General features: G+C 69.9%; 14 protein-coding genes. 8 read left to right on the top strand and 6 right to left on the bottom strand.

Features of this window, described 5'->3' with window-relative positions; genetic code table 11:
- The 8 genes from ABD466_RS39875 to ABD466_RS39840 form a co-directional block, all read left to right on the top strand.
- On the top strand, positions 1-445 hold a 445-nt coding region (locus ABD466_RS39875), incomplete at its 5' end, for an IS5 family transposase (RefSeq protein WP_344662494.1).
- A 253-nt stretch (positions 446-698) separates the two neighbouring features.
- Complete coding sequence (locus ABD466_RS39870) at positions 699-1721, top strand: class I fructose-bisphosphate aldolase (protein WP_344662493.1); 1023 nt, start codon at positions 699-701, stop codon at positions 1719-1721.
- A gap of 144 nt (positions 1722-1865) precedes the next feature.
- Entirely contained in the window at positions 1866-3239 is a 1374-nt protein-coding gene (locus ABD466_RS39865) for a nicotinate phosphoribosyltransferase (protein ID WP_344662492.1), read from the top strand.
- A gap of 188 nt (positions 3240-3427) precedes the next feature.
- Positions 3428-3970 carry a SigE family RNA polymerase sigma factor gene (locus ABD466_RS39860; RefSeq protein WP_344662491.1) on the top strand — a complete coding sequence of 181 codons (543 nt, stop codon included), beginning with the start codon at positions 3428-3430 and terminating at the stop codon, positions 3968-3970.
- Positions 3967-5520, top strand: a complete 1554-nt coding sequence (locus ABD466_RS39855) for a hypothetical protein (RefSeq protein WP_344662490.1) — start codon at positions 3967-3969, stop codon at positions 5518-5520. Before ABD466_RS39860 ends, ABD466_RS39855 begins: the two co-directional genes overlap by 4 nt.
- A 147-nt stretch (positions 5521-5667) precedes the next feature.
- Positions 5668-6714: a redoxin domain-containing protein gene (locus ABD466_RS39850; protein WP_344662489.1), complete on the top strand. Its 1047-nt coding sequence runs from the start codon at positions 5668-5670 to the stop codon at positions 6712-6714.
- A 54-nt stretch (positions 6715-6768) separates the two neighbouring features.
- On the top strand, positions 6769-7479 hold the full coding sequence (locus ABD466_RS39845) for a TetR/AcrR family transcriptional regulator (RefSeq protein WP_344662488.1): 711 nt from the start codon (positions 6769-6771) through the stop codon (positions 7477-7479).
- A 37-nt stretch (positions 7480-7516) separates the two neighbouring features.
- Positions 7517-8029 (top strand): hypothetical protein, encoded by a 513-nt coding sequence (locus ABD466_RS39840; RefSeq protein ID WP_344662487.1) that lies wholly within the window; start codon positions 7517-7519, stop codon positions 8027-8029.
- Positions 8030-8101: 72 nt separating this feature from the next.
- Here the strand turns inward: ABD466_RS39840 and ABD466_RS39835 are convergent, their stop codons facing one another.
- From ABD466_RS39835 to ABD466_RS39810, 6 genes are all read right to left on the bottom strand, one after another.
- On the bottom strand, positions 8102-8692 hold the full coding sequence (locus tag ABD466_RS39835; protein ID WP_344662486.1) for a 3'-5' exonuclease: 591 nt from the start codon (positions 8690-8692) through the stop codon (positions 8102-8104).
- Between the two features lie 73 nt (positions 8693-8765).
- Positions 8766-9683 (bottom strand): YdcF family protein, encoded by a 918-nt coding sequence (locus ABD466_RS39830; protein ID WP_344662485.1) that lies wholly within the window; start codon positions 9681-9683, stop codon positions 8766-8768.
- Positions 9684-9904: 221 nt separating this feature from the next.
- Positions 9905-10918 carry a zinc-binding dehydrogenase gene (locus ABD466_RS39825; protein ID WP_344662484.1) on the bottom strand — a complete coding sequence of 338 codons (1014 nt, stop codon included), beginning with the start codon at positions 10916-10918 and terminating at the stop codon, positions 9905-9907.
- Positions 10919-10937: 19 nt separating this feature from the next.
- A complete protein-coding gene (locus ABD466_RS39820; protein ID WP_344662483.1) occupies positions 10938-11807 on the bottom strand; it encodes a fructosamine kinase family protein in 870 nt (289 codons plus the stop codon).
- Positions 11808-11851: 44 nt separating this feature from the next.
- Entirely contained in the window at positions 11852-13477 is a 1626-nt protein-coding gene (locus tag ABD466_RS39815; RefSeq protein WP_344662482.1) for a beta-N-acetylhexosaminidase, read from the bottom strand.
- A complete protein-coding gene (locus ABD466_RS39810) occupies positions 13474-16287 on the bottom strand; it encodes a glycosyl hydrolase 2 galactose-binding domain-containing protein (protein WP_344662481.1) in 2814 nt (937 codons plus the stop codon). Before ABD466_RS39810 ends, ABD466_RS39815 begins: the two co-directional genes overlap by 4 nt.
- Positions 16288-16334: the final 47 nt, after the last annotated feature.

Genomic DNA, 16334 nt, shown 5'->3' with positions numbered 1-16334 from the left:
GGACGAGCGCTGCCGACCGCTGGCGTTCGTGCTCACGCCCGGCCAGGCCGCCGACAGCCCCCGGCTCGTCGCGGTCCTGGAGCAGGTCAAGGTACGCGGCCCGATCGGACGCCCCCGCACCCGCCCGGATGCCGTCGCCGCCGACAAGGCGTACTCCTCCCGGACCAACCGCGCCTACCTGCGCCGTCGCGGCATCAAGGCCGTCATCCCGGAGAAGACCGATCAAGCCGCGAACCGCAAGAAGCGAGGCAGCGCCGGCGGTCGGCCGGTGTCCTTCGACGCCGAGCGGTACCGGGACCGCAACACCGTGGAACGCTGCATCAACAAGATCAAAGCCTGGCGCGGCCTGGCCACCCGCTACGACAAGACACCCGACAGCTACATGGCGGGGCTTCAACTACGCGGATCAATCATCTGGATCCGCAGCCTCCGCCCCGCCACATGAACACAACTCCAGACAAGCCCTAGTGCTGAGCTGTCCCTCTTTCCCGGACTCCTTGGTCTTGACCTGGTTTTCGGGGACGTGCTCGAGACGATGTGACTGCAAAGCAAGCCACCTGCGGCCGTGTGGGTGGCCCGCAAACGGTTCAGGCCCATTGAACCTTCCGGCCCACGCCATTGGCCTCTGTGCGCCCTGCTGGAATCCGTGTTCCGATCGAACCATCGACCTCGCGGGCGGATGAAGGGAAGTGAGGACGATGGACGAGATGTATGAGACGGCCAAAGCCCTGGTAGCCCCTGGCAAGGGCATCCTCGCCGCTGACGAGAGCGACGGGACGATCAAGAAGCGCTTCGATACGGTGGGGGTCTCCTCCACTGAGGAGAATCGTCGTATCTACCGGGAGACGCTGTTCACGACTCCCGGTCTTGGGCGGTTCATCAGCGGCGTGATTCTCTTCGACGAGACCATTCGCCAGCGGTCCGGAGACGGTGTGCCTCTCGTGGAGGTGCTCAAGTCGCAGGGGATCATTGCCGGTATCAAGGTCGACAAGGGTGCCAAGCCACTGGCCTTCGCCGACGGCGAGACTGTGACCGAAGGCCTTGACGGGCTGCGGGGGCGCTTCGAGGAGTACCGCCGTCTGGGTGCCGGGTTCGGGAAGTGGCGCGCCACGTACTCCATCGGTGCGGGGCGACCGAGCGCGGACTGCATACGGGCCAATGCTCACGCCCTCGGTCGCTACGCTGCCTTGTGCCAGGAAGCCGGCCTGGTCCCGATCGTCGAGCCGGAGGTGCTGATGGACGGCACCCATTCGATCGAAGACGCCGCCGAGGTTACGGCGCGGGTGCTCGCGGCCGTCTATGACGAGCTCTACGCTCAGCGCGTCGATCTGCGGGCCACGCTGCTCAAGCCGAACATGGTCCTGTCCGGCTACTCGGCGCCGGAGCAGGCCACCCCGGCGCGGGTGGCCGAGGCGACCCTCGACGTCCTCTATCGACATGTCCCGGCTGCGGTCCCGGGAATGGTGTTCCTTTCCGGTGGACAGTCCGACGAGGACGCCACGGTCCACTTGAACGCGATGAATGCGCTGGGCCCGCACCCCTGGCAGCTGTCGTTCTCCTTCGGCCGCGCCCTGCAATCACCTGCATTGCACGCCTGGGGCGGAAGGGATCAGAACCTGGCCGCAGCGCAGCGGGCTCTGCACCACCGAGCCGAAATGAATTCCGCCGCCCGTTCGGGGACCTACAGTCCAGAGATGGAGCGGGAATCCGCAGCTACCTGAAGTGACCGACGTGGCTGCCGGTGGTCAAGTGGCCTCGGCGACGGCGTGGCCGTCCTTCTCGGCACAGAAGCAGGCTCACGGGATGATCACCCCAACGGACGCCGCCGCGTCGTCACCGTCCACGGGTCCTCCAAGGATGAGACCATGACGGCGGACGACCCGGGCCGGGACACCGGCCTGTTCGCGGACTTGTACGAGCTGCGTATGGCCGCGAGCTATCTGCGCCACGGGATGACCGAGACGGCGACGTTCAGCCTGTTCGCCCGGGACCTCCCGGCCCGCCGGGGGTTCCTGGTGGCCGCGGGACTGGCCGGAGCCTTGGACTTCCTGGAGCGTTTCCGGTTCGGCGACGCCGACCTGGCCTGGCTGGGCCGGGAGGCGGACCTGGACGGACGGACCCTGACAGCTCTGGGGGCGATGCGCTTCACGGGCGACGTGCACGCCGTGCCGGAAGGGCGGGTGGTCTTCGCCGACGAACCGCTGCTGGAGGTCACCGCCCCGCTGCCTGAGGCCCAGCTCGTGGAGACCGGCCTGCTCAACGCCATGACCCACGCGACCGCGATCGCCAGCAAGGCGGCACGCTGCCGGCTGGCCGCTGACGGCGCCGATCTGATCGACTTCTCCGCCCGGCGTACCCACGGTCGCGAGGCGGCCCGGGTCGCAGCGCGGGCCTCGGCGATCGTCGGCTTCGACGGGACCAGCGATACCGAGGCGGCGCGGGAGCTGGGGGTGCCCGCGGTGGGGACCATGGCCCACTCCTACGTCCAGGCCTTCGGCGCCGACCGTGACGCCTTCCGGGCCTTCGCCACCGACTTCCCGTCGGTATCGGTGTTCCTGGTCGACACCTACCGGACCTTGGACGGCGTACGCGCCGCGGTGGACGTCATCAGCGAGCTCGGGCTCACCGGAAGGCTCGGCATCCGCTTGGACTCCGGCGACCTGGCGGGGCTGGCCTTCGGCGCCCGCCGGATCCTGGACGCCGCCGGGCTGGACAACGTGCGCATCATGGCCAGCGGCGGCCTCGACGAGGACGCCATCGCCGAGCTGGTCACCGCCCGCGCGCCCATCGATTCCTACGGCATCGGCACCCGCATGGGCACCAGCGCCGACGCACCCTCCTTGGACACCGCCTACAAGCTGGTCGAATACGCCGGCCGGCCAGTGATGAAGCTCTCTGTCGGCAAGGCCACGCTCCCTGGAGCCAAACAAGTGTGGCGCGGGCCGGACGGCGACACCTTGGGACTGCGCGAAGAGCCCGGACCGCAAGGACATGAGAGCCTGCTCGTCCCGGTGATGGCGAACGGAGTCCGAACCGGCACGGGGCTGGACGCGGTGGACCTCGGCGCCGCGCGGCACCGGTTCGACACCGACCTGGCATGGCTGCCGGCTCAAGCGCGGCTCTTGGCCCTCCCCCGGCCCGTCGTCCCGGTTGTGAGCGAACGACTTGCCGGACTGCGCCGACAGACCGCGGCCCGGTCCGGCACGGCTGCGCCGTCGAAAGACCCGGGGCCGACGTGAGCCGGAGCTGTCCGTCGCCGCCGGTCTGGACCTCGGAACCGACGACGTCCTGGGGACCCGCGGACGCGGTCGCGGCGTGGCGCTGAAAAATTCTCCGCGAAGCGACAACCGAACCGGGTCCCGCTTCCGTGGGGTGCTCTGAGAAGTTCGGAACCTCGGGCACGGCCCAGGGATGAGGGGCGGAGCGGATGCGCGGACCCGACGAGAAGGAGTTCGGCGAGCTGGTGGCTGGGCGCTCGCATGCGCTCAGACGCACGGCGTACCTGATGTGCGGCGACTGGCATCAGGCTGAGGACTTGGTCCAGACGACCTTCATCAAGCTGTTCTGTGCTTGGAACAAAGTGGACCGGGCCGACAGTCTGGACGCCTATCTGCGCAAGACGCTGCTGCACGCCTGCATCGACGAGAAGCGGCGCGGCTGGTTCAGGCGGGAGTGGCCGACCGCGGACCCGCCCGACGTCGCCGACGTGCCGCCGTTCCCACCCGCTGACCGCGACCTGCTGGTCGCCGGGCTGCGCCGGCTCGCGCCGGGCCAGCGGGCGGTGCTGGTGCTGCGGTTCTGGGAGGACCTGGACGTCGAGGAGACGGCGCGGGCGCTGGGGTGCTCGGCCGGCACGGTCAAGAGTCAGACGGCACGGGGGCTGGCCGCACTGCGGGCGGTCGTCGGGGAACTCGCGTCGGTGGACGGCTGGGTGGCGGACGGCGTCGAGCGGATGAAGGGACACTCATGAGCACTGACCAGGAATGGGCCCGCGACCTGTTCGAGCGTTCGCGGCAGGCCGAGGAGCCGATGTGGGTCGCCGACCACGCGGCGATGATGCAGGCCGGGCGGCGGCGGAACCGGATCCGGGCCGTGACGGCCTCCGGAAGCGCGGTCGCGGTGGTCGCGGTGGCGGCGGCGGTCGGGATCGGCGTGCTCGGAGGCGGGGGGCCCAAGTCGCGCGCGCCGCAGCCGGCGCCCGGTGCGGCACCCACCACCACGCGGAGCGTGGCGGCCGTGGCCCCGGATCCCACGACGGTGCTCGCCTATGCCCGCTTCGAGAACTGGAGCACCAAGGACAACAAGGCTCAGGACCCCGACTACTTCAAGAAGTACTTCATCGCGGTCCCCGATGCGACGGCGCGCGACACCATGGTGCTGTTGACGCGGCTCGATCCAGCCTTGTCGCACATCGCGAAGGTCCGGTCGCCGGCCCCGTCGGAGGGCGTACGCCTCGTGCCGGACAACGATCCGATGGCCGACGACATGGCCCAGCTCAGTGGCGACGTCCTGTGGTCCGATGGCGGAGAGCCGGAGACCGCCTTGCGGAACCTGACCTCGAAGACCCCCTACGGCACGCTGGACTTGCGCTTCGTGGCGACCGCCGACGTCACACCGGGTGATCCGAAGGGCGGCGCCTGCTGGCCGCGGCAAGTCGCGGGGACCGGCATGCTGAAGCCGGTCGCGATCGCCGGCGGCGGCTGGTCCGAAGGGGCGAAGTGGAGCGACTGCAACGTCGCGACGCTGTCCGACGGCTCCGTTCTGCAGAGCGCGACGAAGTCCTCCGGTCCGTTCTCCGTCGTCTACGCGGTCCGGCGGTTCCCCGGGGACGCCGGCGCGGTGGAGGCTACGTGGTGGAACTACGCCTCGACGATGGAATTCCAGAGCGGGAACGGACCGGATCCGAAGCGGGTGGTGTCCCCGAACCCGATCGCCGAGGACAAGCTGCGCAAGGCCCTGTCCGACCCGGGGATCAAGGCGCCGCTGACGGCGACGCCGACCGCGGGGCCGCCCTCCGACATGCCGCAGGCGGCGGACTTCGGCTCCGGGTGGACGTTCGACGCCGAGCAGTCGCACTCCACGACCGGCGCGCTCGTGGTCGACGACGGCTGCACCAATGAGCAGAACATGGTCGCGACACCCAAGCCGAGCTACGCCTACGCCGGAACCACGCCGAGCGGCATCGCCGTCACCGCGAGCGCGGGCCTGAACGTCATGAAGCCCGGTACGGGAGCGCACTGGATGGCCGAGCTCCGCCAGCACGGAACCGGCGGCTGCGACCAGGGAACCCTGAAGTACTCGCAGGACACGATGACGGCACTGCCAGGCGGGATCGGCGACGACGCGTTCATCGAGAACTGGGTCGGCCAGGACTCCGAGACGATCTTCGTCCGGTTCGGGGACGCCGTCCTGCGGCTTGATGTGACGACCGCGGACCATTCCATGCCGAAGTTCACCGCGCAGGACAAGGCGTGGTTCGCCGGGCTCGCGGCCAAGGTCGCGGCGCGGCACCACGGGTAGGGATGACGTGGTGGGGCGGGCGGGTTCCGTGGGGAACCCGGCCGTCCCATTTGGTCGCCCGCGGAAGGCGGTGCCGACCTCTTGCGCCTCGTCGATAACAGCGTTATCGTCTGGATAACGACGTTATCACTGGCGAGGGAGACCACGATGAAATTCACGATCTTGGACGACCACCGGGAGTCTGTCGTCGACGCGGAGCTCGCCGCCGATGGCGAGGTGCTGGTCGCGGTCGGCGACATCCCCGGGGCGCTGGGGTGGGAGCGCAAGCCGCAGGGGTGGTGTCGGGGTGACGTCTGCATACCGGCGCGGGTCGCCGAAGGTGTGGAGCGGGAGGGCGGACGGGTGGAGCTGGCTGCCTTCGCCGAGTTGGTGGACCGGCCTTATGCGGCGGCTCCGGTGCTGGGCGTCGCAGCGCTGGGTGTGTCGGCTGTTGAGCGGGAGTCGGTGCTGGCCGGAGGTGAGGCGCCGGACTTCGAGTTGCGGGACGTCGACGGGGTCGCACATACGCTGAGGGCGTTGCGGGGACGCAAGGTGGCGCTGGTGTTCTGGGCGTCGTGGTGCGGGTGCCGGTACGACCTGGCGGAGTGGGAGCGGCAGCATGCGGCGCTGAGTCCGCATGGCTTCTCCGTGGTGAGTGTGGCGGTCGACCGGCGGCCCGCCGATGCCGAGCCGTGGATCCGGGAGGCCGGGGCGACGCATCCCGCGCTGATCGACGCGGACGGCAGTGTGGCGGACCGTTACCAGGTGCTGAACGTGCCGACGGTCGTGTGGATCGACGAGGAGGGGCGGGTGGCGCGTCCCAACGACACGCAGTTCGCCACCGATCTGTTCCGCTCGATGAGCGGCTTGGACTCCGGGCGGGCCATGGCGGCGCTGAAGCGGTGGGTCCGGGACGGTGAGAGTGGACTGACCGCCGACGAGGCCGCCGCGCATGTGCCGCAGGTGACCGCGGCACAGCAACAGGCGCGCACCGAGGCCGCCGTGGCGCTGTGGCTGCACCGTGCCGGGCACGTTGCCGAGGCGGGTGAGCACTTCGCGGCGGCGGAGAAGCTGGCGCCGGAGGACGTGACCATCTGGCGCGGTTCCATGCCGTTGCTGGAGGTCGACCCGATGGGTGACGAGTACTTCCGCCGCCGTGAGGCTCTCACCGAGGCCGGTATCCCGATCTACCGGCCCCTGCCGGACTGGCAGTAGGACCGTCGCCCTTGGAGACTGCCATCAGCACACCGGAGACTGCGGGGAACGGATATGACTGAGAAGCCCGATACGCCGGGCGCGGCGGAGACCGCCGACGGCTACGAGCCGCTCGCTCCGGGCGTCTACGCCCGGGCGCAGGCCCGAGGCCAGGAGGTGCTGCGGGCGTCGCTGCTGGACGTCGCGGCGCACCTGCTCGCCGCTGAGGGTCCCGGTGCGCTGACCATGCGGCGCATCGCGACCGAGGCTGGCTGTTCCACGATGGTGCTCTACAAGCACTTCGGTTCGAAGGACGCCATCGCCACCGCGCTGTATCTGGAGGGCTTCGCCCGCCTGAAGCGGCGGCTCGACGCCGTGCCGCGCGGCGACGACCCCGCCGAGTACCTCGCCGCGGTGGGCCGCGCCTACCGTGACAACGCCCTGAGCGAGCCCAACTTCTACGACGTCATGCACGGCCCCGGCATCCCCGGGTTCGTGCCGGACGCCGAGGCCATCGCGGCCGGGAAACAGAGCCTGGCGGTGCTCCACGAGGCGGCCCGGTGGTGCGTCGAGGCGGGGGTCTTCCGTTCCGACGCCGACCCGGACGAGATCACCGACGTCCTGTGGGCCGCCGCCCACGGCGTCATCAGCCTGGAGCGGGCGGGCCACTTCCCCGGGGATCTCGGCGCGCTCCGCTACCGCACGCTGACCAGGGCCGCCGCGGCGTCGTTCGCCACCGTGGCGGCCGATGCCGACGCGGCGGCCGAGGCGCGCCCGCCCCACTGACAGGAGGTGTCAGTGGGGGTGTTCCATCGTGAGTGGCATGACGACGAACACCGAGCCCACCCCGATCGACGACGGCCGCCACGACTTCGATTTCCTGGTCGGCACGTGGCGGGTCCAGCACCGCAAGCTGGCCGCGATGGCCGATCCGGCATGCGACGAGTGGGTGGAGTTCGAGGGCGTCCAGTGGATGCGCCAGACGCTCGGGGGCCTGGGCAACGTCGACAACGTCCGGGTCGAGCGGATGCCGGACGGGAAGTCGTTCGAGGGGATGTCGGTGCGGCTGTTCGACGTCGAGGCGCGGCTCTGGCGGATCTGGTGGGCGTCGACCGCCGCGCCCGGTCACCTGGACCCCGGGGTGTCCGGGCGCTGGGACGGCCCGCACGGTGTGTTCCACGGCGAGGACGTCGTGGGCGGCAAGCCGGTCGGGGTCCGCTTCGACTGGAACGTCTTCGACGCCGACACCGCGCAGTGGGAGCAGGCGTTCTCGTTCGACGGCGGCGAGAACTGGGTGCACAACTGGCGGATGTCGTTCACCCGGATCGGGGACTGACCGGTCAGATCCGACAGGGCAGCCGACGCGGGCAGCCGACGCGGGCAGGGCGGGCTGAGGGGGCAGGGGCCTTCAGCGCGCCCTGGACCGGAACAACTCGCCGATCTCGGCACGCGGCTGCGGGACTGAAGCATGTGGCCGCACCGCCATCCCACCGAGGTCCACGCCGCGCGCGAGGTAGAAGCCGAGCAGCCGGGCCGTCGCGAGCGCGTCGCCCAACGCGCTGTGCGCGTCGGTGAGCTCGATGCCGACCGTCTCGCAGCAGTCTGCGAGCTTGTAGGAAGGGCCGGGCAGCAGGAGCTGGGAAGCGCGCAGGGTGCAGACGCCGCCGGCGATCTCCGGGGAGTCCAGGCCCATCCGGGCGAAGTGCGACACCAGGAACTTGGCGTCGAAGGCGAGGTTGTGGGCCGCCACGACGCGGCCGGCGAGCAGGCCGTGCAGTTCGCGGCCGACGTCCTCGAAGCGCGGCGCGCGGAGCACCATGTCGCGGGTGATGCCGTGGACCCGGGTCGCGCCCACCCCGTCCTCGGGACGGATCAGGCTGTCCCAGCGGCCGGTCACCTGGCCGGTGCGGTCCACGTGCACGATCGCGATCTCCACGATCTCCGCGACCGGTGGATGGAAGCCCGAAGTCTCGACGTCGACCACTGCGTATCCGTTCACCCACCTATCTTCGAGGGCGCGGCCACGTCTGTGGCGAAGGCGCGCCTCGGGATCCGCGTGGATCAGGACACAGTCACCACGGCAGCACCATCAACGCCGGCGCCGCGAGGAACGCACAGATCGGCACGTTCACCTTCCAGTAGCGCACGAACACCGCGATGAACTCGCGGATCGTCGCGCTGGGCAGGAAGTACGCCGCCGTCGGGGATCCCACCACCTGCGCCGGCACCCCGAGGTCGCTGGCGATCAGCGCCGCGCGGTAACTGTGGAAGTCGTTGGTGACGACGACACTCCGGTAGCCCGAAGGCCGCTCCCGCCGCATCAGCTCCGCGCTGAAGACCAGGTTCTCCTCGGTCGTGCGCGACCGGTCCTCCAGGATCAGCCGCTCGGCCGGGAACCCCCGCTCCACAAGGTAGTCCGCCATCGCCTCGGCTTCGGAGAGCCGTTCGTCGGACCCCTTGCCGCCGGAGACGATGAGCATCGGCGACGCCTGCGGGTCCAGCGACTCGAACACCGCACGCCCCCGTTCCAGACGGCTGGCCAGCAGGGGTGAGACCCGCCGTCCGCCGAGCAGTCCGGCGCCGAGCACGACCACGAAGTCGGCCGTGCGCAGGATCGGCATCCGCCGGTACACGAACCCGTAGCTCAGGTAGCAGAAGAACAGGAAGGCGACGTAGCCGACCACCAGGATCGCGCCGGCGGACAACGCGATGAGCACGTGGTGCCTCGTCCCGACCGCCAGAGCCAGCAGGAAGAGCAGGCCGACGATGCCGATCGCGCACAGCAGCGACAGCAGGTTGGCGACGGTCCGCCCCTCCTTGCGGAGCATGGTCATGCCGTTGAGCGTCAGGAACGCGATCAGGGCCAGCAGCCCCAGCGTCGGCAGCAGGGCCACCGCCGCGACCGCCATCGCCCGCCCCATGCCCGAGGACTGCGACAGCCCGGCGAACAGTCCCAACGCCAGGAACGACAGCGTCAGCCCCAGATACACGGCGTTCCGGAACCGCCGCGGGTCGCGCAGGACCGAGCGGACGAGGAGGATCGCGAAGAGCGCGGCGATCGCGTAGGAGAACAGGGCGCTTCCTGGGGACGAGGGCCGGGACGAACCGGCGCGGCTTGGCCTGACCAGGCAATTTTAGGTCGCCGGTAAGGACCGCGCGTCGGCAACAAGGCCCACGGGCCTCATCCTCAGGAGCGATTTCCCCCTCCATCTCAAGGACGCAGCACGAGCCGGACCGGGTCGCCGACCTTCTTGTCCAGCCGTTCCACGGCCTCAGCCGCCTCCTCCAGCCCCAGCACGCCGGAGATCGAGGCCGCGAGGTCCAGCCGCCCGCCGGCCTGCAACGTGATCAGCTGTCCGACCGCTTCCGGCTCCGAGCCGTAGTGCCCGAGCAGCTGGTACTGCGCGGACTGGAACCGGGTGCTGTTCGCGATGGTGATCGGCTCCCCGCTCAGCCCGACCAGCACCAGCTTGCCGCCCGGGGCCAGCAGCCGCAGGGCCTGCTCGCGCACCGGCGTCACGCCCGCGAAGTCGAAGGCGACCTCCAGGCCGAGGCCGCCGGTCGCGGCGCGGATCGTGGTCCGCAGGTCCGGGTCGGCGGGGTCCAGAGCGAGGTCGGCGCCGTAGGCGAGGGCCCGCTCGCGCGCCGCCGGGGCCGGGTCGACCGCGATGACCGGGCACGCGCCGATCATCCGCAGCAGCTGGACGGCGTGCGCGCCGAGCCCGCCGACGCCCCAGACGCCGACCGGCTGTGCGGGGCCGACGTGCGCGGTGGTGGTGATGGCGCCCCACGGCGTGGACACGGCGTCCGGGATGATCGCGCCCTGCTCGAAGGGAATCGCGTCCGGCAGCGCGACCAGCGTGTCCTGCCGGGCGAGGGCGAACTCGGCCCAGCCGCCGTCGTAGTCGACGCCGCGGGTCCACAGCTCGTCGCCCCGGACCTCACCGGCCTGCAACACCACCCGGTCTCCCACGTTCCAGCCGGTGACGCCGGAGCCGACCTCGGCGACCGTGCCGGAGACCTCGTGGCCCAGCGTCACCGTGTCGCCGACCAGGTACCGCGGGCGCGCCAGCGACCCGTGCACAAGATGCACGTCAGACAGGCACACTCCGGCGGCCTCGACCTTGACCAGGACCTCACCGGCCCCGGGCGCCGGCTTGGCGACGTCCTCGACGCTCAGCTTCCCGGTGGGAAAGTGCAGACGGGCGGCACGCATCGTCGTCATGACGCGCTCCTTTCGGGGATCAGGAGAAACGTTTCACGATCGCACGGATCCGCGGCACATAGTCGCCCACCGCGCCGAAGTGCGCCACGACACAGAGCAGCTCCCGCAGGTTCAGCAGGTCCATACGCTCGCGCCAGTCGCCGACCGAGGGCCGCAGCTCGTAATAGGCCTCGAAGAAGACGTCCGGAACGCCGCCGGTGCAGAAGAGCATGCTCACGTCGACCTCGGGCCAGGTGTAGCTGACCGCCGGGTCGATGAAGACCGGACTGTCATCGAGGCCTGCGATGATGTTGGAACGCCACAGGTCGCCGTGCGTCAGCGCCGCCGGGGCCGCCGGAACCAGCTCCGGCAGACGGCCGCAGAGCGCCTCGACGGCAGCTCGGTCGGCGGCCTCGAAAGCCTCTTCGACATTCGGTTCGCCCAGGTAGCGCAGAACTCGGCGCTCGGCGAAGAAGCGATGGCCGTCGTCGTCCCAGGCGTTCTCCTGGACCAGCCGCCCGAGGGTGCCGTCACGATGCCAGCCGTAGCGCGATGACGTGTGGTCGTGCAGAGCGGCGACGGCGTGGGCGGCGGCTTCCCAGAACCGGGGAGAATCAGGGATCTCAGGGTTCAGGGCGGTCATCACCAGCGACCTGGGGCCGACATGGATGATCTCCGGCGTCGGCAGACCACCGATGTCCCGCAACGCTCGCAGGCTCTCGACCTCGTGGTCGAAGAAGCCGTCGGGATTGTTGCGGCCACCCTTGATCACCACAGTCCGGCCATCGTCAAGCGTCACCCGCCAGGCGGCGTTGGCCATCCCCCCGGTCAGCGGCTCCATCCGGAGCACGACCCCACCGGGCGGGAGCAGGGAAGGGGCCCAGTCGTCTTCATGGTCGACGGTCTGCACCGCCACACCCTCTCAGACGAAGGGGCCCCTTGTCGCCGGTCAGATCACGAACCCGTGGGCCACGTGATCTGCGTGGACTTGTAGTAGTTCACCCCCATCGCGTGCCAGCGCGGGCCCTGGGCCCCGAGGCGTTGGTCGAAGGAGGTGGTGTCGTGCGTGCTGTACGGCGACCAGCCGAGTTCCATCAGCGCCGGCAGCCGCGGGAAGGCCATCTGGTCGATGTCGGCGCTGGTCACGATCGTCTCGGTCCACAGCGGCGCCTCGACGCCGGCCACCGAGGAACCGGTCACCCCGGTCAGGTAGTCGCCGGGGTCCCAACCGTAGGCCGTGTTGACGTCGACGTAGCCGGCCCAGTGCTGGCCGAGCTTCGTCTTGTGCGTGTACTTCATGTCGAGGTAGGCGTGGTTGGCCGGGGACATGACGACCTTCGTACCGCTCGCCGCGGCCGCCGCCAGGGCGCTGTCGGTCGTGGTGGTGTCCCAGAACTGAGCGAGCGTCGACGGCGCCAGGCTGGTCGCGGCGATGTTGTGCCAGCCCATCACCGCCTTGCCGTGCGCGGCCACGATCGGCTGCACCTTGTCGATGAAGGTCGCGTAGTCGCTCGCGGACGTCGAACTGGCCTCGTCCCCGCCGATGTGGATGTAAGGGCCCGGCGTCAGCGCGGCCAGCTCGCCGACCACCTGGTCGACGAAGGTGTACGTGAGCGCCAGCGGGACGCACAGCGAGCTGAAGCCCACGTTCGTGCCCGTGTACAGCGCCGGCGCGACCCCGTTGCAGTTCAGCGACGCGTACGACGCCAGGGCCGCGTTCGTGTGGCCGGGCATGTCGATCTCCGGCACGACCGTGATGTACCGGGACGTGGCGTACGCGATGATCGCCTGGTAGTCGGCCTGCGTGTAGAAGCCGCCGGCCCCTCCCCCGACCTCGGTGCTGCCACCGTACGTCGCCAGGTTCGGCCAGCTGTTGACGACGATGCGCCACCCCTGGTCGTCCGACAGATGCAGGTGCAGGTAGTTCACCTTGTACAGCGCCATCTCGTCGATGTAGCGCTCGACCTGCGCCACGGTGAAGAAGTGCCGCGCCACGTCGAGCATCGCGCCCCGGTACCCGAACCGGGGCCAGTCGGTGATGGTCCCGCCGGGCACCGTCCACGGCCCGGCTGCGACCGTCGAGCCCATCACGGCTCCGGGCATCAGCTGGAGCAGCGTCTGCACACCGTGGAACAAGCCGGCGGCCTGGTTCGCGCGGATGACGACGCCCGACGGCGAGGAGACGAGCTCGTAGCCCTCGGTGCCGACGCTGCTCGGCGCCCCGGACAGCGACAGCGCGACCGTGCCGGGCGTGCCCGCGCCGACGGTGAGCGGCAGCGGGTAGCCGGTGGACCTGCGCAGGATCGTCGCCAGATAGCCGCCGACGTCGGCGTCGTCGGACGTGATGGTCGCCGACGAGGCCAGTGTGAAGGTGGTGCCGTCGGCGACCTCGCTGGCCGGCGCCGGCACCACGACGTTGGGGAACGCGGCGGCGGCGGCCGGGGCCGAGGCCCCGATCGCCCCGCCGAGGCCGGCGCCGGCGACCAGCACGACCGCCAGCAGGGCCCTGCGGATCCTGGACCGCGACCGCCTGGCGCCGACGCGGCCGGGAGACTTGAGGAGCACGGACGCGGCGCTCATGACGCCACCACATCGATCTTCGGCATGTTCCATCCCGATACGCTGACCACCGGCGTCGCGCCCTGCAGGTCGGCCGAACCGTAGGAGGCGGTGATCGTCTGCGACTCGCCGGGCATCAGGGTGATGTCATCGTCACCCCAGATCGCGGTGCGCAGCTCGTTGTCGCCGCTCAGCTCGGCGCCCGACGCCGTACCGCGCCGGAGGTCGGCGCGCAGGAAGAAGCCGACGGTGGTGGTGGAGTTGTTGGTGATGGTGACGGCGACCTGCTTGTCCGACCCGGCCGGACCCGCGGCGTTCGACGTCACGGCGCTGACCGCGACCGCGCTGTCGGACGGCAGCGACTGCAGCGCCTTGAGATTCCCGTAGGACGACATGCTCGCCTGCGGGTTGCCGATGGTCTTGTTCCAGTTCACCGAGTCGACCGTGGTCGGCAGCCAGTAGACGTTGCGGTCGACGACCGCGCCGTTCTGCCGGACCAGCAGCTCGACGAAGTACACGGTGCCGGAGGCCGTCGGGGTCGTGGGCTTCAGGACGCCGTTGAGGACCTGCTGGGAGGCCAGCGACAAGGTGGACGAGGTGCGATCGTCCAGCAGGGTGCCGGCGGTGTTGTAGACCTTGGACTCGACGGTCACACCGGCCTGCGTCGCCCCCGAGAGGTTGTCGAGCGTCACCATGCCGTTGTCGAGCTGGTAGATGGCGTGCAGCGGCTTGTCGGCCTGCTGGGCGCCGAAGTAGGCGCCGGCCTGGTCGTAGTCGTTGTTGTAGAGCGACCAGAGCAGCGTTGGCCAGCCCTTGTTCATCTGCCAGTAGATCGTGCCGGTCGACGGGGCCGAGGTGTTGGTGGAGTGCGCGATGAAGGCCTCGAACTGCGCGCGGGTGTCCTCGTAGTTCTGGACCTGGGCCTGCTGGACGTACTGGGCCAGGCTGCTCCACGGGCCGTAGCGGTTGCTGAGCGCGTTGTCGAAGTTGTAGAGCGTGCCGAAGTGGTAGCCCGTGTGCTTCGTGCCCTCGTAGTTGTTGTGGTACTGGTTGGCGCCGGTGCTCTGCCACAGCGCGGACTGGTCGGAGGCCGACAGGAAGCGGTTGATGGAGTCCATCGTCGGGACCGTGTTGCCCGCGCTCTGCTCGCTGTCGAAGCCCCAGGCACCGCCGGCGTTGGTCAGGTCGCCGCTGCCTGTGTGCGTGGTGTCGTACCAGTAGCTCGGCGGCACCCAGTCATAAGGACCCTCTTTCTCCCCCGAAGCGCCGAGCTGCGGACTCGACTTGTACTCGGCTGAAGAGATGAAGGGACCCGGGTAGTCGGCGGCCGCGAAGCCGGCGAGGGCCAGCGACTCCTGGTTGGCGGTAGGGGCGTTGTCGCTCCACTGGAAACTGAAGACGCTGGGATGGTTCCGCAGCACAGCGCCCTGCGCCTGCGCCGACGCCTGGTAGACGGCGTTGTCGGCAGCCGTGTAGGAGGTGGTCTCCCAGAAGTCGCAGCACTGGTAGCCGGCGTTGACCAGGATCCCGGCGGCGTCCATCTGCTGGTACCAGTCCGGCGGCATCAGATGGCCTTCGAGACGGATGCTGTTCAGACCCATCGCTTTGATGATGCCGATCTGGCGGGCGGTGTCGGCCGGGTCGTAGCGCAGGAACAGGTCGGGGTCCCAGCCGCCGCCGCGCATGACGATCGGGACGTTGTTGATTTTGAAGGCGCGCACACCCGACGGAGCGGCGCTGCTCGCCCCCGTCAGGTAGGAGCTGACGGTGCGGATGCCGAAGGTCTCGGAGGTGGTGTCCAGTGTCGTCGTGCCCTGTGACACCGCCGTCGCCAGCGTGTAGAGCGGCTGGGCGCCGAGCTGGTACGGCCACCAGATCTGGGGTGCGGCGATGGTCAGACTCGGGAACGACGCCGGGGCGAAGGTGACCGTGGCGGTCGAGTCGGCGGCGACCGTGGCACTCTGGCTGACCGTGATCGGCGTGCCACTGCCGGGCGGGGTGACGGTCGCCGTGACGGTGCCGGTCTGCGCCGTCGAAGAGGTGTTGGTGACGTCGGTCTTGACCGTCAGGGCGCTGCTGGAGAGGTCAGTTGCGGTGACCTGGTCGACATGCGCGTTGCCGACGAGGAGCGGGCCGCCGGTCTGCAACTGGACCGGGAACTGGATGCCGGTGTTGTTGTCCGGCGGGATCTGGCTCCAGTCCACGTTGTCCAGGGTCAGCATCGCCGTCGGGTCGTTCGGGTGCATCTCGATGGCGACGGAGTTCGTGCCGGAGACCAGCTTGGACGTGATGTCGTACACGTTCTTGGCGTAGGCGCCGCCGACCGTCGCGGCGACCTGGGAACCGTTCACCCAGAGGTCGGCCTGGCCGATGACGCCGTTGAGGATCAGCTTGGCGTCGGTGCCCGCGGCCGGGGCCGGGAAGTCCGTGCGGTACCACCACGGCACCGAGAACTGGGCGAGGGTCTCCGCCCCGACCTTGGTCATCTGGCCGAAGCAGGTCTTCATGTTCGTCGAGAAGAAGACGTTCGGGCAGGTGCCGTTCTGGAGCAGAGCGTTGATTTCCGTGCCCGGGGCCCCGGCGCCGTCGTCGGCGACGGACAGCCAGGCGGCCGTGTCGAAGCCCGGGGTCGAGATCTGGGCACCGGTCTGGGTGGCGGTGGCGCTGGTGAGGACCTTCCAGCCGCCGGTGGCGCCCAGATCGGTGACGGCGGAGTTGTCGGAGCCGGGCGCGAGGTTCGCGACGACGTTCACCGCGGCCGCGGTGGGCTCGGGGCCCGCCCCGGCGCCGACTGTGCCGAATGCGCTGGTCTGCCAGGCCGTCAGGGCCATGAGGCCCAGGACGGCGGTTGCCCCCGTGAGAGTTCTTCCCCGTGTAC

Source organism: Catenulispora subtropica (assembly GCF_039531675.1).
GTDB classification, from domain to species: Bacteria; Actinomycetota; Actinomycetes; order Streptomycetales; family Catenulisporaceae; genus Catenulispora; species Catenulispora subtropica.
The sequence above is the reverse complement of the archived record's forward strand: the minus strand, read 5'-3'. Positions and strand labels throughout refer to the sequence as shown.